This window comes from Roseibacterium elongatum DSM 19469 (assembly GCF_000590925.1).
GTDB classification, from domain to species: Bacteria; Pseudomonadota; Alphaproteobacteria; order Rhodobacterales; family Rhodobacteraceae; genus Roseibacterium; species Roseibacterium elongatum.
Genome location: NZ_CP004372.1, coordinates 366,305 through 385,421, shown reverse-complemented (window position 1 = coordinate 385,421; position 19,117 = coordinate 366,305). Strand labels below are relative to the sequence as shown.

The 19,117-nt window shown below is 67.2% G+C and carries 19 protein-coding genes; 12 read left to right on the top strand and 7 right to left on the bottom strand.

Annotated elements, in window-relative coordinates; genetic code table 11:
* Positions 1-2 precede the first annotated feature (2 nt).
* Together ROSELON_RS01875 and ROSELON_RS01870 are read right to left on the bottom strand one after the other, a co-directional pair.
* The gene (locus ROSELON_RS01875) at positions 3-2,771 is read right to left on the bottom strand and encodes a [protein-PII] uridylyltransferase (protein ID WP_051508333.1); all 2,769 of its coding nucleotides are present in this window, start codon (positions 2,769-2,771) and stop codon (positions 3-5) included.
* The gene (locus tag ROSELON_RS01870; RefSeq protein WP_025310758.1) at positions 2,747-3,964 is read right to left on the bottom strand and encodes a penicillin-binding protein activator; all 1,218 of its coding nucleotides are present in this window, start codon (positions 3,962-3,964) and stop codon (positions 2,747-2,749) included. The genes ROSELON_RS01875 and ROSELON_RS01870 overlap by 25 nt, the downstream gene beginning before the upstream one ends.
* Positions 3,965-4,094: 130 nt before the next feature.
* Between ROSELON_RS01870 and rsmI the strand changes: the two genes are divergently transcribed.
* The 3 genes from rsmI to gshB all read left to right on the top strand — a co-directional run bounded on the left by rsmI (position 4,095) and on the right by gshB (position 6,567).
* Positions 4,095-5,024, top strand: coding sequence for a 16S rRNA (cytidine(1402)-2'-O)-methyltransferase (rsmI, locus tag ROSELON_RS01865; RefSeq protein ID WP_025310757.1), 930 nt, complete (start codon positions 4,095-4,097; stop codon positions 5,022-5,024).
* A gap of 128 nt (positions 5,025-5,152) precedes the next feature.
* Positions 5,153-5,545 carry a YraN family protein gene (locus tag ROSELON_RS01860; RefSeq protein WP_025310756.1) on the top strand — a complete coding sequence of 131 codons (393 nt, stop codon included), beginning with the start codon at positions 5,153-5,155 and terminating at the stop codon, positions 5,543-5,545.
* Positions 5,546-5,625: 80 nt separating this feature from the next.
* On the top strand, positions 5,626-6,567 hold the full coding sequence (gene gshB, locus ROSELON_RS01855) for a glutathione synthase (protein WP_025310755.1): 942 nt from the start codon (positions 5,626-5,628) through the stop codon (positions 6,565-6,567).
* A 4-nt stretch (positions 6,568-6,571) separates the two neighbouring features.
* Here the strand turns inward: gshB and ROSELON_RS01850 are convergent, their stop codons facing one another.
* The 4 genes from ROSELON_RS01850 to cobU all read right to left on the bottom strand — a co-directional run bounded on the left by ROSELON_RS01850 (position 6,572) and on the right by cobU (position 10,098).
* Positions 6,572-8,113 carry a YifB family Mg chelatase-like AAA ATPase gene (locus ROSELON_RS01850; protein WP_025310754.1) on the bottom strand — a complete coding sequence of 514 codons (1,542 nt, stop codon included), beginning with the start codon at positions 8,111-8,113 and terminating at the stop codon, positions 6,572-6,574.
* A gap of 117 nt (positions 8,114-8,230) precedes the next feature.
* Complete coding sequence (locus ROSELON_RS01845) at positions 8,231-8,911, bottom strand: glutathione S-transferase (RefSeq protein WP_025310753.1); 681 nt, start codon at positions 8,909-8,911, stop codon at positions 8,231-8,233.
* A 57-nt stretch (positions 8,912-8,968) separates the two neighbouring features.
* The gene (locus ROSELON_RS01840; protein ID WP_025310752.1) at positions 8,969-9,547 is read right to left on the bottom strand and encodes a histidine phosphatase family protein; all 579 of its coding nucleotides are present in this window, start codon (positions 9,545-9,547) and stop codon (positions 8,969-8,971) included.
* Positions 9,541-10,098 (bottom strand): bifunctional adenosylcobinamide kinase/adenosylcobinamide-phosphate guanylyltransferase, encoded by a 558-nt coding sequence (gene cobU / locus ROSELON_RS01835; protein WP_025310751.1) that lies wholly within the window; start codon positions 10,096-10,098, stop codon positions 9,541-9,543. Before cobU ends, ROSELON_RS01840 begins: the two co-directional genes overlap by 7 nt.
* Positions 10,099-10,200: 102 nt before the next feature.
* On the opposite strand from cobU, the gene ROSELON_RS01830 reads away from it, so the two are divergent.
* The 9 genes from ROSELON_RS01830 to ROSELON_RS01795 all read left to right on the top strand — a co-directional run bounded on the left by ROSELON_RS01830 (position 10,201) and on the right by ROSELON_RS01795 (position 18,434).
* Positions 10,201-11,082: an RNA polymerase factor sigma-32 gene (locus tag ROSELON_RS01830; protein WP_025310750.1), complete on the top strand. Its 882-nt coding sequence runs from the start codon at positions 10,201-10,203 to the stop codon at positions 11,080-11,082.
* Positions 11,079-11,249 carry a hypothetical protein gene (locus tag ROSELON_RS18025; RefSeq protein ID WP_156945687.1) on the top strand — a complete coding sequence of 57 codons (171 nt, stop codon included), beginning with the start codon at positions 11,079-11,081 and terminating at the stop codon, positions 11,247-11,249. Before ROSELON_RS01830 ends, ROSELON_RS18025 begins: the two co-directional genes overlap by 4 nt.
* Before the next feature lie 101 nt (positions 11,250-11,350).
* Positions 11,351-12,163: a ChaN family lipoprotein gene (locus tag ROSELON_RS01825; RefSeq protein ID WP_025310749.1), complete on the top strand. Its 813-nt coding sequence runs from the start codon at positions 11,351-11,353 to the stop codon at positions 12,161-12,163.
* Positions 12,164-12,178: 15 nt separating this feature from the next.
* Positions 12,179-12,943, top strand: coding sequence for a hypothetical protein (locus ROSELON_RS01820; protein ID WP_025310748.1), 765 nt, complete (start codon positions 12,179-12,181; stop codon positions 12,941-12,943).
* A gap of 29 nt (positions 12,944-12,972) precedes the next feature.
* Complete coding sequence (gene coaBC / locus ROSELON_RS01815) at positions 12,973-14,169, top strand: bifunctional phosphopantothenoylcysteine decarboxylase/phosphopantothenate--cysteine ligase CoaBC (protein WP_025310747.1); 1,197 nt, start codon at positions 12,973-12,975, stop codon at positions 14,167-14,169.
* Between the two features lie 37 nt (positions 14,170-14,206).
* Complete coding sequence (gene dut / locus ROSELON_RS01810) at positions 14,207-14,674, top strand: dUTP diphosphatase (protein WP_025310746.1); 468 nt, start codon at positions 14,207-14,209, stop codon at positions 14,672-14,674.
* Positions 14,674-15,732 (top strand): HesA/MoeB/ThiF family protein, encoded by a 1,059-nt coding sequence (locus ROSELON_RS01805; protein WP_025310745.1) that lies wholly within the window; start codon positions 14,674-14,676, stop codon positions 15,730-15,732. Before dut ends, ROSELON_RS01805 begins: the two co-directional genes overlap by 1 nt.
* A gap of 173 nt (positions 15,733-15,905) precedes the next feature.
* Positions 15,906-16,340, top strand: coding sequence for a DUF4399 domain-containing protein (locus ROSELON_RS01800; protein WP_025310744.1), 435 nt, complete (start codon positions 15,906-15,908; stop codon positions 16,338-16,340).
* Positions 16,341-16,415: 75 nt separating this feature from the next.
* On the top strand, positions 16,416-18,434 hold the full coding sequence (locus ROSELON_RS01795) for a M3 family metallopeptidase (protein ID WP_025310743.1): 2,019 nt from the start codon (positions 16,416-16,418) through the stop codon (positions 18,432-18,434).
* 91 nt (positions 18,435-18,525) lie between these two features.
* On the opposite strand, the gene ROSELON_RS01790 is transcribed toward ROSELON_RS01795, so the two are convergent.
* Positions 18,526-19,017, bottom strand: a complete 492-nt coding sequence (locus ROSELON_RS01790; protein WP_038650708.1) for an SH3 domain-containing protein — start codon at positions 19,015-19,017, stop codon at positions 18,526-18,528.
* Positions 19,018-19,117: the final 100 nt, after the last annotated feature.

The following is a 19,117-nucleotide window of genomic DNA, read 5'->3' as shown; positions in this document are numbered from 1 at the left end:
CGTCAGGCCCCGGCCCGTTCGGCCACCCGCGCGATGGCGTCGCGCAGCTTGCGCTCGAGGCTGTCCTGCTTGGATTTCGTGTGCAGTTTCAGACCGAACATGTCCTTCACGTAAAAGGTATCGACCACCTGCACCCCGTAGGTCGCGATCACCGCATGGGCGATGTAGATGTTGTTGTTGGCCATGGTCTTGGTCAGATCATAGAGCAGGCCGGGCCGGTCGCGCGTGTCCACCTCGATGATCGTGTAGATTTCCGAGCCCTCGTTGTCGAAGGCGATATTGGTGGGCACGTCGAAGGGGCGTTCACGCTTCTTGATCTTGTCGCGGCCTTCCAGCGCGCGCGAGGCCACGACCTCGCCTCTCAGGGTCTTGTCGATCATGCCCTTCAGGCGCGGCAGGCGCGCGGCCTCATAGGGACTGCCCTCGGCATCCTGCACCCAGAATACAGCCGTCGCATAGCCGTCCTTGGTGGTATAGGTCCGGGCGTCCACGACATTCGCGCCCACAAGGCTGAGCGCCCCGGCCAGCCGCGAGAAGATGCCGGGATGATCCGACAGGGCAAAGCAGACGCGCGTGGCGTCGCGGTCTTCGTCCTCGCGCGTGTCGATGCAGATTTCGTCAGGGTCGAGATCGCGCAGCATATGCGCGAAATCCACCTGCGTGGTCAGGTCCAGCCCCTGCCAATAGGGTCCGTAATGGCGGTCGATCTCGGCCTTGATCTGCGATTTGCTCCAATCCTCGGACAGGGCCGCGCGCAGGGTGCGCTTGGCCTCGCCTTCCAGGTTCTCTCGGTTCAGGTCCTCGAGCCCCGTCTCCAGCGCCGAGGCCGTGGCGCGGTACAGCCCGCGCAAAAGCGTCGCCTTCCAGTTGTTCCAGACACCGGGGCCGACACCGCGAATGTCGCAGACTGTCAGCACGGTCAGCAGGTCCAGGCGGTCGCGGGTCTTCACCGCCTTGGCGAAATCGCGCACGGTACGCGGGTCGGCGATGTCACGTTTCTGCGCCATGTCGGACATCAGCAGGTGATAGCGCACCAGCCATTCGACCGTCTCGCATTCGGCCGGTTTTAGCCCCAGCCGCGGGCAGACCGCGCGCGCGATCCGCGCGCCGACGATCGAATGATCCTCTTTCCGGCCCTTGCCGATGTCGTGCAGCAGGCAGGCGACATACAGCACCTTGCGGTTCACGCCCCGCTCGAGGATGCCCGAGGCGACGGGCAGTTCCTCTTCCAACTCGCCGCGTTCGATCTGGGCAAGGTGCGAGATCACCTGGATCGTGTGCTCGTCCACCGTGTAGCTATGGTACATGTTGAACTGCATCATCGCGACCACGGGCGCGAATTCCGGCAGGAAGGTCGCCAGCACCCCCAACTCGTTCATGCGCCTGAGCGAGCGTTCCGGGTTGCCGTGTTTCAACATCAGGTCCAGGAAAATCCGGCATGCCTCGGGGTCGCGGCGCATCTCGTCGTCGATCAGGGTCAGCCGCGCCGAGACCTCGCGCATGGCGTCGGGATGGATCAGGTAGCCGGTGCGCAGCGCCTCTTCGAACAGCCGCAGGATATTCAGCTTGTCGGCAAAGAACGCCTCGGGGTCGTCGAGATCGAGGCGGTTTTGCTTGAGCGTATAGCCCGGCTTGAGCTTTTTTCGGCGCGAGCGGCCGCGCAGAAAGCCCAGGATGCCCGGCTCCTGCTTGACATGGGCGGCTTCCAGCGCCGTCAGGAAAATGCGCGTCAACTCGCCCACCTGCGTGGCGTGGCGGAAATAGTCCTGCATGAAATGCTCGACCGCGCGGCGGCCCGAATGGTCCCGATAGCCGAGCCGGTCGGCCACGGCGACCTGATTGTCAAAGGTCAACTGGTCCTGCGCGCGCCCCGCGATCAGGTGCAAATGACACCGCACGGCCCACAGAAAGCGTTCGGCCGCGTCGAAGGCGGCGAATTCCTCGGGGCGGAAGACGCCGATGGTCACAAGCTCGGCGGCGCGTTCGACGCCATGCTGGTACTTCGCGATCCAGTACAGGGTTTGCAGGTCTCGCAGCCCGCCCTTGCCCTCTTTCACGTTGGGTTCCAGCATGTAGCGCTGGCCGCCCTGCTTGCGGTGGCGCGTGCTGCGTTCGTCCAGCTTGGCCTCGACGAATTCGCTGAGCGTACTGGCAAAAAGCTGCTCGCGCAGGGCGGTGTGCAGGTCGTCCGCGATCGCCTGTTCGCCGCCGATGAACCGCATCTCCAGCAGCGATGTGCGAATGGTGATGTCATCCCGCCCGAGGCGCAGGCATTCCTTTACCGTCCGGCTTGCGTGGCCCACCTTCATGTGCAGGTCCCACAACATGTAAAGCGTCGCCTCGATCACCGTTTCGATGGCGGGCGTCATTTTCCATGGCGTGACGAAAAGCAGGTCGACGTCGGAATAAGGTGCCATTTCACCGCGCCCATAGCCGCCCACGGCCATCACCGCCATCCGGTCCGAAGCGCCCGGCAGCGCGTTGGGGTGGAGATGCGTTTGTGCCACATGCAGCACCTCGCGCACCAATTGATCCGTCAGGTGGGCATAGGCGCGCGTGGCGCGCCGCGCCGCCAGCGGTGAGGTGCCGATGGCCGCGGCGATGGCCGTCCGCCCGGCCTCTTGCGCGGTCTGCAGCACGGCGACCACCGCATTGCGCAGGGCCGCGGGGTCGGATGTGTCCGCCACGATGGCCTCGACCCGTGCGCGCAAGTCGACGGGATCGAGAATGGCCGTTTCAGGGAGGATCAGCTCCCCCGGTTCGGACGGAATGGGAAGGCGCGGGTTCCGGTCAGAAACCGGGAGCGCCGAGACGTCTTGGGGCGGGGTCGAATGATGGCCACCTGATTGTCCGTGATCTGGGCGATGGCCATGGCGCGCGAGATCGTGCCATCGGCCAAGAGGCGGAACACACCGTTCGCCCCCTGATATTCCCCCGCTGTCAATTCGGCCGCGCCGAGGCGTCCGGCATTGGCCGCCGTCTCGGCGGCGGCGCGCAGGCCGTCATAGCCAAGGGCTGCGATGTTGTGGGGCGGCTCGCCATAGGTCGCCTGATAGCGCGCCTCGAAATCGGCCGTGGCCGACGGGTCGGGCAGGGCGAACCATCCCCCTTGCAATCCCGCGAATTCAAGCGTCTGCGGGGGAATGTCCCACCGGGTCAGGCCCATGACCCGCACGGCCTCGGTGTCGAGGCCGTTTTCCGGCAGCAACTGGGCAAAGAAGGGCAGGGCACCTGCCGAGTCCGAGGTCAGGATCAACCCGTTCGAACCGTATTCGCGCACCGCCTCCACGACCTGCGGCACCACGTTGATGACGCCCGTCTGCGAAAACTCGTAGGGGATCGTCGCGGCGACCGTCGCCCCCGAGCGCCCCGCGGCCGTGCGCACCGCGTCACGGGCGACCTCTCCGGCCAGGTTCGAGGCATGCACCAGAACGATATTGCCGTTGCCGCGCTGCGCGGCGAAGCTGACCATGCGGTTGGCCGTGTTGGCGAAGGTATGCCCCAGCACGAAGACATTGCTACCGGCCACCTCGGTGTTGTTGGAAAAGCTCAAGACGCTGACATTCGAGTTCGCGACCGCAACGCCCACGGCTGCCGCCGCGTCCGACCGCAGGGGGCCCAGGATGATGTCGGCCCCGTCCGAGACCGCCTGGCGGGCGACGCCTGCGGCGGTGGCGGCCTGACCGGCCGTGTCATAGACGCTGATCTCGATCGTCATGCCCGACATCTCGGCCGCGGCCATGCGGGCGGCGTTCTCCAGCCCGCGGGCCACGATGGCGTCACCGCCCTGCGACGAACTGAGCGGAAGCAGCATCGCCACCTGCACGCTCTGCCCGCTGACCCGAGGCCCCGACGCGCCGCCAAGGCCGACATTGCCCACCTGACACGCGGCCAGCAGCGCCGTGGCGACAAGCAGGCCCAAAAGGCGGAGCGGGTTGCGCAGGGCGCGGAAAGCGGAAATCATCGGGCGTCGTCCTCCGTGAGGCACAGAAAAAGCAAACTGGCAGCCATGCGCCGCGATACCGCAGGCTAAAGACTATGGCTGCTCAAGTAAACGCCGCCCAAGCGCGGGCGTCTCAAAGGGGTCATGGCCCATGCCCGAGGGCGAAAGCAAGCATCAGTTGCAGAAATCCGACCCGGCAGGCGGAGAGGTGCCGGTCACCGCGGCCCCGGCGGCGGCGGCATTGGCACCGGGCCTGCACCTTGTCGCCACGCCCATCGGGACGGCGCGCGATATCACGCTGCGCGCGCTGGACACGTTGCGTACCGCCGATGTCATCGCCGCCGAGGATACGCGAACGGCGCGGCATCTGATGGAGATCCATGGCATTGCGTTGGCCGGGCGTCCCTTGCTGGCCTATCACGATCACAACGGGGCCGAAATGCGCCCGCGCCTGCTGGGTTTTCTGCGCGAGGGGCGGCGTGTGGCCTATGTCTCGGACGCGGGCACGCCATTGGTGGCGGATCCCGGATACCAACTCGCCCGCGCCGCGATCGATGCGGGCCTGCCGGTGACCGCCGCGCCGGGCCCCTCGGCATCGCTGGTCGCCCTCAGCCTGTCAGGCCTGCCATCCGACCGGTTTCTGTTTGCCGGGTTCCCGCCATCGCAGGCCGGCCCCCGCAAGACATGGATTGCCGGGTTGGACGCTGCCGGCGCGACCGTGATCCTGTTCGAAAGCCCCAAGCGCATTAAACGGTTGTTAGGGGAATTGTGCGAGTCTCTGGGTGAGACGCGACAGGCGGCGCTCTGTCGTGAGTTGACGAAAAGATTCGAGGAGGTTCGGCGCGGCACTCTGGCCGAGTTGCGGGATGGCGCGGACGCGGTGCCGCCGAAAGGCGAAATCGTCCTCGTGGTCGATCGACGTCACGAAAGGGCCGCAAGCGACGCGGATATCGACGCCGCCCTGCAAGAGGCGCTTGGGCGATTGCGGGTCAAGGACGCGGCGGCCGAGGTGGCGGCCCGCCTGAATGTGCCGCGGCGCGACCTTTATCAACGGGCGCTGGCCCTGAAGGAGGGATCCTGAGGTCGGGATCGCCGCCCTGTCGAAGAATAAGGAACCTGTGCGAAGGTAAACTCGGGCAAAAGCGAACAAGATCGAGCAATAATCGCGTCCCTGCCCCCGGCAGGGGCCATGTAAGAAAAGGACAAGTCATGCCCCATGACGGGTCTGGTCCCGACACGCTCCGCCGCGACCGCGGCCGGCGCAGTTTCCTCGCGGGGCAAGCTGCGGAAGAGCAGGTGGCGCGGGCCTATGAGCGTGCGGGCCACACCATCAGGGCGCGGCGCTGGCGTGGACCCTTGGGGGAACTCGATATCGTGGCGGAACGCGACGGCGAGATGGTTTTTGTTGAGGTGAAGTCAGCCGCGACAGCCGCACGCGCGGCCGAGGCGCTGACACAGCGTCAGATCCAGCGCCTGATGCGCAGTGCCGAGCATTTTCTTGGCACCTGTCCAAAGGGTGCGCTGACGCCAATGCGCTTCGACGTCGCGCTGGTCGATGGCCGCGGGCGTATCGAGATTGTGCGCAACGCCCTGATGGCCTGAGCGCTTTCGCGACGGCGGGCATTGTCACGCCGCCGGCCGCGCGCCATGTATGGCGCCGACAGCATGCGCGGAGGACAGCGATGAAAGTGGCATTCCAGATGGACCCGATCGGTTCCGTCGATATCGAGGCAGACAGCACCTTTCGCCTGGCCGAAGAAGCGCAGGCGCGCGGCCATGACATGTGGATCTATACGCCCGATCACCTCTCCTACCGCGAGGGGCACATCATGGCCCGAGCCCAGAGCCTCACGGTGCAGCGCGTGCAGGGGGACCATGCCAAACTGGGCGCGGTCGAGGATGTCGACCTGGGCGGCATGGATGTGGTCTGGCTGCGCCAGGATCCGCCCTTCGACATGGGCTACATCACCACGACGCATCTGCTGGACCGGCTGAAAGGGCAGGCGCTGGTGGTGAACGACCCGTTCTGGGTGCGCAATTCGCCCGAGAAACTGCTGGTTCTCGATTTCCCCGACCTGACCCCGCCCACCGCCATCGCCCGCGATATCGAGGTGCTGCGCGAATTCAAGGCCCGCCACGGCGACATCATCCTCAAGCCGCTGTACGGCAATGGCGGCGCCGGGGTGTTCCGTCTGGATCCGAACGACCGCAATCTGACCTCGCTGCACGAACTGTTCACCGGCATGAGCCGCGAACCCCTGATCGTGCAGAAATTCCTGCCGGATGTCTCGGCCGGGGACAAACGGATCATTCTGGTCGATGGCGAGCCGGTGGGCGGCATCAACCGGGTGCCCGCCAAGGGCGAGACACGCTCGAACATGCATGTCGGCGGTCGCCCCGAAAAGACCGGCCTGACCGAGCGCGAACGCGAGATCTGCGCCATCATCGGCCCCCGGCTGAAGGAGATGGGCCAGGTCTTCGTCGGGATCGACGTGATCGGCGGCTACCTGACGGAAATCAACGTGACCTCGCCCACCGGCATCCAGGAGCTTGAGCGCTTCGACGGGATCAACGTCGCCGGCCGTATCTGGGAAGCGATCGAGGCCCGCTTCAAAAACGGCTAGCCCGTCACAGGCCCGGCGCCCCGATCAGACGATAGCCCACCGCCTCGGCGATGTGGTCCTGACCGACCGCGTCGATGCCATCGAGATCGGCAATAGTCCGGGCCAGCCGCAGCACGCGGTGATAACCGCGCGCGGTGAGGCGAAATTTTTCGGCTGCACGCAGCAACAGCGCCTTGCCCGCGGCATCAGGGGTCGCGATCCGGTCCAGCAGCGCGCCCTCGGCATCGGCATTGACACGCGCCGTCGCCCCGATCTGGGCGAACCGGGAAGTCTGGATGTCACGGGCGCGGGCCACGCGCTGCGCGATCTCGGCCGAGGTCTCGCCCGTGGGCGGCAGGTCGAGATCGGCATAACTCACCGGCGGCACTTCGAGCCGCAGGTCGAACCGGTCCATCAGGGGCCCCGAGATCTTGCCCATGTAGTCCGCACCGCATTGCGGGGCGCGCCCGCAGGCCTGATCGGCATCGAAGAGATGACCGCAGCGGCAGGGGTTGGCCGCCGCGATCAGAAGAAACCGGCAGGGATATGTGACGTGGGCGTTGGCGCGCGCCACCACCACCTCGCCGGTTTCGATCGGTTGACGCAGGGTTTCCAGAACCGTGCGGGCATATTCCGGCAATTCGTCCAGGAAAAGCACGCCGTTATGCGCCAGGCTGATCTCGCCGGGTTTGGCGCCGCGACCGCCGCCGACAACCGCCGCCATCGAGGCCGTGTGATGCGGCGCGCGGTAGGGCCGCGTGCGGGAAATGCCGCCTTCGTCGAGGATGCCGGCCAGCGAGTGGATCATCGAGGTTTCCAGCGCCTCGCCCGCCGACAGCGGCGGCAGGATGCCGGGCAGACGGGCGGCGAGCATGGATTTGCCCGAGCCCGGTGCGCCGATCATCAACAGATGGTGCCGCCCGGCCGCCGCGATTTCCAACGCGCGCTTTGCGCGTTCCTGTCCCCGCACCTCCGACAGGCAGCCGGCCGGGGTATCGGCGCGGATCTCGCCTGGGCGGGAGGGGTCGATCGGCGTGCGATCGGTCAGATGGGCGATCAGGTCGGCCAGGGTCCGGGCGGCGAAGACTGGAGTGGCCCCTACCCAGGCCGCTTCGGGGCCGCACCCGGCGGGGCACAGCATCACACGGTCGTCTTCGCCGGCGGCCAGCGCCGTGGGAAGGGCCCCGATCACCGGGACCAGCCGTCCGTCCAGTGACAACTCGCCCAGGGCCATCGCCTCTTCGACGCGCTCATGCGGCAAGATGCCAAGCGCGGCCAGCAAGGCCAGCGCGATGGGCAGGTCGAAATGCGAGCCTTCCTTGGGCAGATCGGCCGGCGCAAGGTTCACGGTGATCCGCTTGGACGGCAGGGCGATGGCCATGGCCTGCAGTGCGGTGCGCACCCGTTCGCGGGCCTCGGACACGGCCTTGTCGGGCAATCCGACAATGGCAAATCCCGGCAGGCCCGCGGTGACCGCGCATTGCACCTCGACCCGTCGCGCATCGAGCCCTTCGAAGGCGACGGTATGGCACCGCGCAAGCGCGTCTGGACTGGGGCTGTCGAACATGCCCCGAGCCATGGCGCAGCTTGGTTAGGAATTGGTTAACGCGCTACCGCGCCGCCGCGTCTTTTCAGCTCCGGCCCCGTCGAAAAGCAGCCCGAGGCCTGGTGCGGGGCCTGTGCGTCAGACAGGCATCGGGAAGGGGCGCCGCGGCAAGCCCATGTCGTATTTCGCCACCTCCGCATCCTCGGCCAGCCCGGCCTCCCGCCAAAGGGTGATGGCGGGATGCGCCAGCTGCGCGGTGACGTAACTCTGGGCCAGCGGCCCGACCGGCAGGCCGTAGCCCGCGATGCGGATCGCGACGGGGGCAAAGAACACGTCCGCCAGCGAATACGCCCCGAAAAGATAGGGGCCGCCCGATTGCGCCAGCGCGTCCGACCACAGCCCCTCGAGCCGGGTCAGGTCATGGCGGACCGCGTCCGTCACGGCGCCCCCCTCCCACGCGGTGCGCAGGTTCATCGGGCAGGCCGACCGCAAGGCGACGAAACCGGAATGCATCTCGGCAATCAGGCTCTGCGCCTCGGCCCGCTGTATCGGGTCGCTCGGCAACAGGCCCTTGTCCGGGAACGCCTCGGTCAGGTGCCAGGCGATGGCCAGGCTGTCGGTCAGGATGCCGCCGGTTGGCGTGCGGAGCACGGGCACGGTTTCGCCGCCGCCGAACCGGGCGACATCTGCGGAAAACGCCTCGGAATAGATGACGGTCGAGGTCACTTCGACCGGGATGTCGAAGGCTGCGAAAGGGAGCCAGCCGCGCAGCGACCACGAGGAATAGCTGCGTTGCCCGATAAGCAGGGAATATGTCATGCGCCATAGGCGCAGGCGCGGGGACCCGCGTCAAACGGGTTTCGGTGATCCGGGGGATCACGGGTGATGATTGATCGCGGCAATGCGCCATCCGTCGGGCAACAGGTGCAACTCCGTGACTGACAGCGTATCGATACGGTGCGACAGTGCCGCCTTCGCGGCGATGCCGCCCGCCTGGCTGAGATGCGTCAGGATGGCCCCGAAATGGCTGACCGCCACAAGGTCGCCGGGCACATCGGTCATCAGCCGTGCGATGGTTGCCGACACGCGCGCCGCGACGGCATTCCAGCTTTCGCCGTCGGGGGGGGCCGTTTCGCCGGGCTCTTCCCAGAAACGGCGCGACAGGTTCGGATCGCGGGCGGTGATGGTGTCGAAATGCAATCCGTCCCAGGCCCCGAAATCGAACTCGCGCAGGTCGCGTTCATGCGCCAGACGCGGCCGTGCGCCGCCGATCGCGTCGGCCGTCGTCACGGCGCGGGTCAGATCGGACGAGACCAGATGCGCATCCGCGGGCAGGTGCGCCGACAGGCGTGCGATCGCATCGGTGTCAGACAGGTCCGCGGGAACATCCCGCCACCCGGTGCAGGCGGTTTGATGCGTCGGCCCGTGCCGGACCCAGAAAAGACGTTTTACCATAAGCTCGCGCGGTCGGTGTCCGATGTCGGTGCCGTGCCCTTCAGGATCAGCGGCAGCCCCGCGGTGACCTGTACGACAAGGTCGGCCTGGGCGGCAAGCTGCTGGTTCAGCCGCCCCAATTCGCGCTGAAGGGCGCGGGCAGGCGCGCTGTCGGGCACCAGACCGCCGCCGACATCGTTGCTGACCAGTACGACCGGCGCGGGCAGTTGGTCCAGCACATCGGACAGCAGGTCGCGTTCCTCGTCCAGGTCGGTGTCGGACAGCATAAGGTTCGACAGCCACAGCGTCATGCAATCGACAAGGGCGACCTCTTCGGCGTCGATCTGGGCCAGGGCACGGGCAAGGTCGCGCGGCGCCTCGACCGTGCGCCAGCCCTGCCCGCTGCGCCGTTTGCGATGGATCGCGATACGCTCGGCCGTTTCGCTGTCATGCGCCTCGGCGGTTGCCAGATAGACCTTGGCCAGACGCGAGACCCGCACGAGGCGTTCGGCGAATGCCGATTTGCCGGATGCCGTGCCGCCTAGAACAAGCGTGATGGGGGGCAGTTGCAATTTTCTTTCCCCAGAAGTGATCCGAACGCAAGACCGTCCCGTAACCCTGATAATCGCTTGCTGAGGGCGAAATAGCAAAACCAATGAACCGGGGGGTTCGAAATGGCTTTTGACATGGGTGGAGAACAGTCTCTGTCGCGGCGCGCCATGAAGGCCGAGCTGCTGGATGCGGAGACGGAACTGAAACTGGCTTACGCATGGCGCGATCACCGCGACGAAGAGGCCCTGCATCGCCTGATTACCGCGTATATGCGTCTGGCGATCTCGATGGCGGCTAAGTTCAAGCGCTATGGCGCGCCGATGAACGACCTGATCCAAGAGGCCGGATTGGGCCTGATGAAGGCCGCCGACAAATTCGACCCCGACCGGGGCGTGCGGTTTTCGACCTATGCGGTCTGGTGGATCAAGGCGTCGATCCAGGATTACGTGATGCGCAACTGGTCGATGGTGCGCACCGGGTCGACCTCGTCGCAGAAATCGCTGTTCTTCAACATGCGCCGTGTTCAGGCCCGGCTCGAGCGTGAGGCCAGCGCGCGGGGTGAGACGCTCGACCGTCACCAGTTGCGGCAGTTGATCGCGACCGAGGTTGGCGTGCCCCTGCATGATGTCGAGATGATGGAAGGGCGGCTGGCCGGATCGGACTATTCCCTGAATGCCACGCAGTCGGTGGATGACGAAGGCCGCGAATGGATCGACGCGCTGGAAGATGACGGCGCGCAGGCCGCCGATCTGGTGCAGGACAGCCACGACAACGCGCAGTTGCGTGAATGGCTGATCACCGCCATGCAGGCGTTGAACGAGCGCGAACGTTTTATCGTGCGCGAACGCAAGCTGCGCGAAGAGCCGCGCACGCTGGAAAGCCTGGGCAATGAACTGGGCCTGTCCAAGGAAAGAGTCCGGCAACTCGAAGCGGCCGCTTTTTCGAAGATGCGCAAGACCCTCGAGGCGCAGTCGAAGGAGGTTCTGACATTCTTCGCCGCGTGATCCTCCACGCGCCGCTTGCCCTGATTGCCGGTCTGTTTGCGGTCACGGTTCTGTGGATCACCCCGCAGGGCGGTCTGCAAACCGCACCGACCGGCATCGTGGCCCAGGCGGCGCAGGGCCCGTCCCTTTGGTCCGACGGGACCGAACGGTTCGCCCTTTTTGACTGACGACTCACCCCGGGCGGGGCCGTCCCTTGCACGCCGCCGCCCGAATGGGCATCTGGCCCTGACACGGGCCCTCTTTACGCGGGCCAAGACCCGAGGTCCGCATGATCCGTTTGACACTCGCCCTGATCCTGGCGCTGCTTGCGCCGCAAGCCGGTGCCGAACAGGTGCAATCGGCCACGGCGGTTGCCCGTGCGGCGCAAGGCGCCGATATCGTCATCCTTGGCGAGGTTCACGACAACCCCGCCCATCACCGCCTGCAGGCCGAGGTGGTCGAGGCGCTCGCGCCCACCGCGCTGGTCTTCGAGATGTTGACCGAGGACGGCGCGCGGCGTGTCACCCCCGACCTCGCCGCCGATCCCGTCGCGCTGGAAGAGGTGTTGATGTGGTCCGAAAGCGGATGGCCCGATTTCGCCATGTACTATCCCTTGATCGCCTATGCGCAAACCGGGCCGATCTATGGCGCGCAAGTGGTGCGCGAGGCGGCACAAGGGGCTTTTGCCAACGGGGCCGCGGCGACCTTCGGCGCGGGGGCCGCGCGGTTCGGCCTCGACCGTCCCCTGCCGGAGGAAGAGCAGGCCGCGCGCGAGGCCGCACAACTGGCCGCCCATTGCGATGCCCTGCCACCCGAGATCCTGCCCGGCTTCGTCGAAGCGCAACGCCTGCGCGACGCGGTTCTTGCCCGGGTCGCGCTGGATGCGCTGGCCCGGCATGGCGCGCCGGTGGCGATCATCACCGGCAATGGCCATGCGCGCCGGGATTGGGGCATTCCCGCCCTCCTTGCCGTGGCCGCACCCGAGCTTGAGGTGGTCAGCCTCGGACAGTTCGAGGCACCGCCCGACGCAGACACGCCCTTTGATCTTTGGGCGCTCGCCGATCCGGTTGCACGGCCCGATCCCTGTGCCGCCTTTCGCTGAGCCTCGGGCGCGCCGATGAGCTATGCGCGCATGGTTCGGTGGGTGTTCCGGTTCAGCGTGACCGCCTTTGCGCTGGTCCTGTCGATCTATCTCGCCACGGTGGCGTTGATCGCATGGCCCGCGCCCCTGTTTTCCCATGAACGGCAGGGGGGCGCGCTGACCTTTCATGCGCAGGCGCCGCTTCCGGGATCGGCCGAACGGATGGGGCAGGAGGTGACGGCGCTTTTGGCGGCCTCGCCCCTTGGCCCGCCCGAGGATATGCATGTCTGGCTGGTCGAGGGCGGGTTGGCCCTGCGCGTGTTCTTTGTCGGCTCGACCCGGGCCTCGGGCTTGACCTACCCGGTCGCCTCGCGCGCCAACATCTTTCTGCGCCACGCCGATTTCGACCAGAACCGTCTGGTCCGGGCCGGGCAGGCGGTGCCGCCGCCGCGCACCCTCAGTTACTACCTCGTGCATGAGGCCACGCATCTGCAACTGGTGCATCATGCGGGGCGTCTGGCGATCACGCGCATTCCGCACTGGATCAACGAAGGCTTCGCCGACTACGTGGCGCTTGGGCCGGCGCCCCCGGTGATGGTGGCCCTTGCGGCGGCCGGCCGGCCCCTGCCGCGCGATCTGTTCGGCACCTATCCGCGGGAACGGGTCTGCGTGACGCTGGCCCTGGAATGGCTGGGCGGCGATCTGGACGCGCTTTTGGCCATGCGCGCCGAGATGGGGCCCGAAGGGGCGTGCCCCCTTGTGCCGCAATTCGCCATTGCCCCGGCCCATGGGGGCACCTAACCTGCCGCGCGGCAGACGGGGACGGGATCATGCTGACGGACAAGAGAATTCTGCTGATCATCAGCGGCGGTATTGCGGCGTTCAAATCGCTGGATCTGATCCGGCGGCTGCGCGACCGCGGCGCGACCGTCACCCCCGTGCTGACGCGGGCGGCCGAGCAGTTCGTGACCCCCCTCTCGGCCTCGGCGCTGGCCGGTGCAAAGGTCTATCGCGACCTGTTCGATCTGACCGACGAGGCCGAGATGGGCCATATCGAGCTGAGCCGCGCCGCGGATCTGGTCGTGGTAGCCCCCGCCACCGCCGATCTGATGGGCAAGATGGCCGCGGGGCTGGCCAACGATCTGGCCTCGACCCTACTGATGGCGACCGACAAGCGCGTGCTCATCGCGCCCGCGATGAATGTGCGCATGTGGGATCACCCGGCCACACAGCGCAATCTGGCCACGTTGCAGGGCGACGGTGTGATGGTCGTCGGCCCGAACGAGGGCGCCATGGCCTGTGGCGAGTTCGGGCCCGGCCGCATGGCCGAGATGCCCGAGATCGTCGCAGCCATCGAACGCGCGCTGGGCGACGGACCGCTCAGGGGCAAACATGTGCTGGTCACCTCGGGGCCGACTCATGAACCGATCGACCCGGTGCGCTATATCGCCAACCGCTCCTCGGGGGCGCAGGGCACCGCGATTGCGGCCGCGCTGCGCGATCTGGGCGCGCGGGTCAGTTTCGTCACCGGCCCGGCCGATGTTCCGCCGCCGGCCGGGGTCGAGGTGATCCCCGTCGAAACCGCGCAGGAGATGGCCGAGGCCGTCAACACGGTCCTGCCCGCCGATGCCGCCGTTTTCGCCGCCGCGGTCGCCGACTGGCGCGTCGCCAATGCGGCCGCACAGAAGATGAAGAAGGACGGCAGCGGCAGCCTGCCGGTTCTGGACTTCGCCGAAAACCCCGACATTCTGGCCAGCGTCAGCAAACTGGAAACAGGGCGGCCGGGGCTGGTGGTGGGTTTCGCCGCCGAAACCCATGATGTCGCGCGGCACGCGACAGAGAAACGCGCGCGGAAGGGCTGCGACTGGATCGTGGCCAATGATGTCTCGCCCGCGACGGGCATCATGGGCGGATCCGAGAACGCGGTGACCCTGATCACCGCCGACGGGGCCGAGGCATGGCCGCGCCTGTCGAAAGACGAGACAGCGCGCCGTCTGGCCCTACGTATCGCCGAGGCTTTGGCCTGAGGCCAGGGCGGTGTCACTGCAAGGATGGGATGAACGGGTGAGCGTTACCGTCGAGATCATGCGCGAGGACTGGGCCGATGCCGGGATCGCGCTGCCCGACTATGCCACAGCCGGGGCTGCGGGCGCCGATCTGCGCGCGAATTTCGAGCCCGAGCGCCGTGCGGACGGGCTGGCCCTGCGCCCGATGGGCCGCGCCCTCGTGCCGACCGGCCTGCGGCTGGCCATCCCACCGGGCTACGAGATGCAGCTGCGGCCACGCTCGGGCCTTGCGCTGAAGCATGGGGTGACGCTGTTGAATACGCCGGGCACGATCGACAGCGACTATCGCGGGCCCCTCGGGGTGATCGTGATCAACCTTGGGGACGCCCCCTTTCGGATCGGCCATGGCGACCGGATCGCACAGGCCGTGATCGCCCCTGTCGTGCAGGGTCGCTTTGCCGTCGTTGACACCCTGTCCGCCACCGCGCGTGGCGCGGGCGGGTTCGGATCGACCGGGGTCGGCTGATGCTGTTCGTTTTCATTCTTGCGGGCGCGCTCTGGGGCTTGGGCGCGATGATGAAGACACCCGTTCAGGCGCGGCTCTACATGCTGGGCCTGCTTTATGTGGCGGTTCTGGGGGTTCAGGTGGCGCTGCCTGCGGGCCACCCCTTGCGCGAACTGACGGGCGGCTCGCCTGCCTTGTGGTTGCTGTTTGGCGGCGGTCTGGTGCTGGTGCTGCTGTATCGTGCGGGGTTGAACCGGCTGCGCGGTCGGGCCGAAACGGCCCAGGCAAGGCGCGAGGAACGCGTGCCGCCGGCCGCGTCCGACGGCCCCTTCACCGGCGAAGAGCTGGAGCGCTACGCCCGCCACATCACGCTGCCCGACATCGGCGGCGGCGGGCAACTGGCGCTGAAAAACGCCAAGGTGCTGGTAGTCGGGGCCGGGGGGCTGGGCGCGCCGGCGCTGCTGTATCTGGCGGCGGCGGGTGTGGGCCGGCTCGGGGTGATCGATCATGACGTGGTCAGCCTGTCCAACCTGCAACGCCAGGTGATCCACACGGATGCACGGCAGGACATGCCCAAGGTCTTTTCGGCCGAGATGACCCTGAAGGCGCTTAACCCGCGGATCGATGTGCGGCCCTATAACCGGGAACTGACCGAGGCGATCGCCGAGGACCTGTTCGCCGATTACGACCTCATCCTGGATGGCACCGACAGTTTCGCGGTGCGCGCGCTGGTCAATCGTGCAGCCGTGGCGGCCGGACGCCCGGTGATCGCCGGGGCGATTTCCGCCTGGGAGGGTCAGGTGACGCTGTATGATCCGGCGGGTGGCGCGCCCTGCATGGCCTGCGTCTTTCCCGAGGCCCCGGCGGCGGCTCTGTCGGCCACCTGCGCCGAGACCGGCGTGATCGGGGCGCTGCCGGGGGTGGTCGGGTCGATGATGGCGCTGGAAGCGGTCAAGGAGATCTGTGGCGCGGGCGCGGGGCTGCGCGGCCGGATGCTGATCTATGATGCCCTGCACGCCGAGACGCGCACGGTCCGGATGCAGCGGCGGGCGGATTGCCCTGTCTGCGGCGACCTCTAGGCCTCGCGGCGCGGGGCGCGCACGCGGTTGCGCCACCTCTGACAAGGCCCAGCACCCCGGGCAGGCGACCGTCGCGATGTCTTGTCAGATGCCCGCCAGTCGTGGCGGAAAATTCCGGGCGTGACTTTCTGTCGCGGCCCCCTAGCTTCCCAAGGGTAAAGGGAGGATCAGCCATGAAACATATTCTCATCGCATCGCTGCTTGCTGTCGCCAGCCCCGCCTTCGGGCAGGGCATGCCCGCCCCCGAGGGGGCCGAGGTCTATTTCATCGGGTTGGAGGACGGCGCGACCGTCTCCTCGCCCCTGACGGTGCGGTTCGGCCTGAGCGGCATGGGTGTCGCGCCCGCGGGCACCGATGCCGAACATACCGGGCATCATCACCTGCTGGTGGACCGGGCGCCCCTGGGCGAGGGCCCGGACGGCGAGGAAGAGTTGCTCTACCCGCTGCCCGCCGACGACAATCACCGTCATTTCGGCGCCGGCCAGACCGAGGTGACGCTGGATCTGCAACCGGGCGAGCACACGCTGCAACTGGTTCTGGGCGACATGAACCACGTTCCGCATACGCCACCCGTAACCAGCGACCGGATCACGGTCACCGTCGAGTAAATCGGTCATGGGCGCTCGTCGCCGCCGCGACGGGCGCCTATGTTGGGGGCAAAGGAGTTTGCCGCCATGACCGATCTGACCAATCCGCTACTGACCGACTGGAATACGCCGTTCGATCTGCCACCCTTCGGCCAGATCGAGGATTCCCATTTCGCCCCAGCGATGGAGGCCGCGCTGGACGACGGGCGTGCCGCCATTCGCGCCATCGCCGACAACCCCGCGCCGCCGACTTTTGCCAACACGATCGAGGCGCTGGAACTGGCCGACGCGACGCTCGATCGGGTGGCGGGCGTGTTCTTCAACCTCGCCGGGTCGGACTCGAACCCCAAGCGGCAGGAATTGCAGCGCGACTTCGCGCCGAAACTGTCGGCCTATTCCTCGGAAATCGTGAACAACACCGCGCTGTTCCGCCGGGTCGACGACCTGTGGCAGCGCCGCGACGACCTGGGCCTGAGCGCCGAGCAGATGCGCGTGCTCTACCTGACCCATCGCGGGTTCGTGCGGTCGGGCGCGGCGCTGGAAGGGGCCGCGCGAGACCGTTTGACCGAGGTAAAAAGCCGCCTGTCGGTTCTGGGCACCGAATTCACGCAGAATCTGCTGGCCGATGAGGCAGGCTGGTTCATGGAGCTGACCGAAGACGACCTTGAGGGGCTGCCCGATTTCGTCGTGTCCGCCGCACGCGCGGCGGGCTCGGAAAAGGGCGCCGAGGGTCCGGTCGTGACCCTGTCGCGGTCGCTGATCGTCCCGTTCCTGCAATTCTCGCCCCGGCGCGACCTCCGCGAGAAAGCCTACCGGGCCTGGGCCGCGCGCGGGATGAACGGGGGCGAGACCGACAACCGGGGCATCGCGACCGAGGTCCTGGCCCTGCGCGACGAACGCGCCAAACTGCTCGGCTATGACAGTTTCGCGGCCTACAAGCTGGAAACCGAGATGGCCGGAACGCCCGAGGCGGTGCGCGATCTGCTGATGGCCGTCTGGTCACCGGCCAAGGCCGCGGCCGAGGCCGATGCGGATATCCTGGCGAAAATGATGGCCGAGGATGGGGTGAACGGCCCGCTGGAACCGTGGGATTGGCGCTATTACGCGGAAAAGCGGCGGCTGGCCGAGCATGACCTCGATGAGGCCGAGCTGAAGCCCTATTTCCAACTCGACGCGATGATCGAGGCGGCGTTCGATTGCGCGAACCGGCTGTTCGGGCTGGAGTTCCGCCCGCTCGACGTGACGCTCTACCATCCCGACGCGCGGGCCTGGGAGGTGATGCGCAACGACCAGCACATGGCGGTGTTCATCGGAGATTATTTCGCGCGCGGGTCGAAACGGTCGGGCGCGTGGTGTTCGGCCATGCGCAGCCAGAAAAAACTGGGCGGCGATGTGCGGCCCATCGTGGTGAACGTGTGCAACTTCGCCAAGGGCGACCCGGCGCTGTTGTCTTATGACGACGCGCGCACGTTGTTCCACGAGTTTGGCCACGCGCTGCACCAGATGCTGTCGGATGTGACCTATGCCTCGATCAGCGGCACGTCCGTCGCGCGCGATTTCGTGGAACTGCCCAGCCAACTGTATGAACACTGGCTGGAAGTGCCCGAGGTGCTGGAAAAACACGCCCGCCACGCGACAACGGGCAAGGCGATGCCGCGCGATCTGCTGGATCGGCTGCTTGCGGCACAGACCTATGACATGGGGTTTCAGACGGTCGAATATGTCGCCAGCGCGCTGGTCGATCTCGATTTCCACGATGGGGCCGCCCCCGCCGACCCGATGGCGGCACAGGCCGAAACGCTGGCGCGGATCGGGATGCCGCATGCCATCGGCATGCGCCACGCGACACCGCATTTCGCCCATGTCTTTGCCGGTGACGGCTATTCCAGCGGCTATTACAGCTACATGTGGTCCGAGGTGATGGATGCCGACGCCTTCGCCGCCTTCGAAGAGGTCGGCGACCCGTTCGACGCCACCCTCGCCGCCAAGCTGGAACACCATGTTCTGTCCGCTGGCGGCTCGGCCGAGGCGGATGCGCTCTACACCGCCTTTCGGGGGCGCATGCCGGGGGTCGAGGCGCTGCTCAAAGGGCGCGGGCTGTTGGACGCCGCCTGAGGACAACATCCGACACGCCACCCGACAGAAAGGGCCGCCCCCCGGCAGGATCAGGCGGCCCGGTTTTTTCAACTGTCGGACCGTGCCGTGTTCAGTCGAAGCTTTCGCCCGGCTCCACACCCCAAAGCGCGGCACTGCGCACCCAGCCACGGTAGCCGGCCACCTCCATCAGGCACCAGTCGGGCTGGCATTCCCGCAACCGGCCGATCACGCCCAACTCGGCGCGGGCGCGCACGGGGCTGGCGGGGTCGGGCCGCGCATGAAGCGACAGCATGTCTTGCTCGACGATGGCGGTGCGCACCCCCGACAGCAGCGAATAGTGCATCCAGCCACCCGCGCCGTCGCGGTCCACCACGCGCCGCCAGTGTCCGTGCTCGGCCACGACCATCACCGGCATGCCACGTCGCTGGAACACCCAGTCGATGCGATGGCTGCGCGACGGTCCCCGGCGGGCATTCCCCTCGGAGGCGCCCATGGACACGAACCGCGGCATGGGAAAGCCGGTGACAGGGCCCGTGCGCTGCGGCGTCGCGCGGACCGCCGTCGCCTCGGCCGCGGCGGGCGTCGCCTCGGGGCGCAGCATGGGTTGAATGGCGGGGGGAAAGCGGCTGCCTTGCGCGCCGGCGTCCTGCGCGCTGACAGGCGGGGGGCTGGCCATGCCCAGACACACGGCGATCCCGATC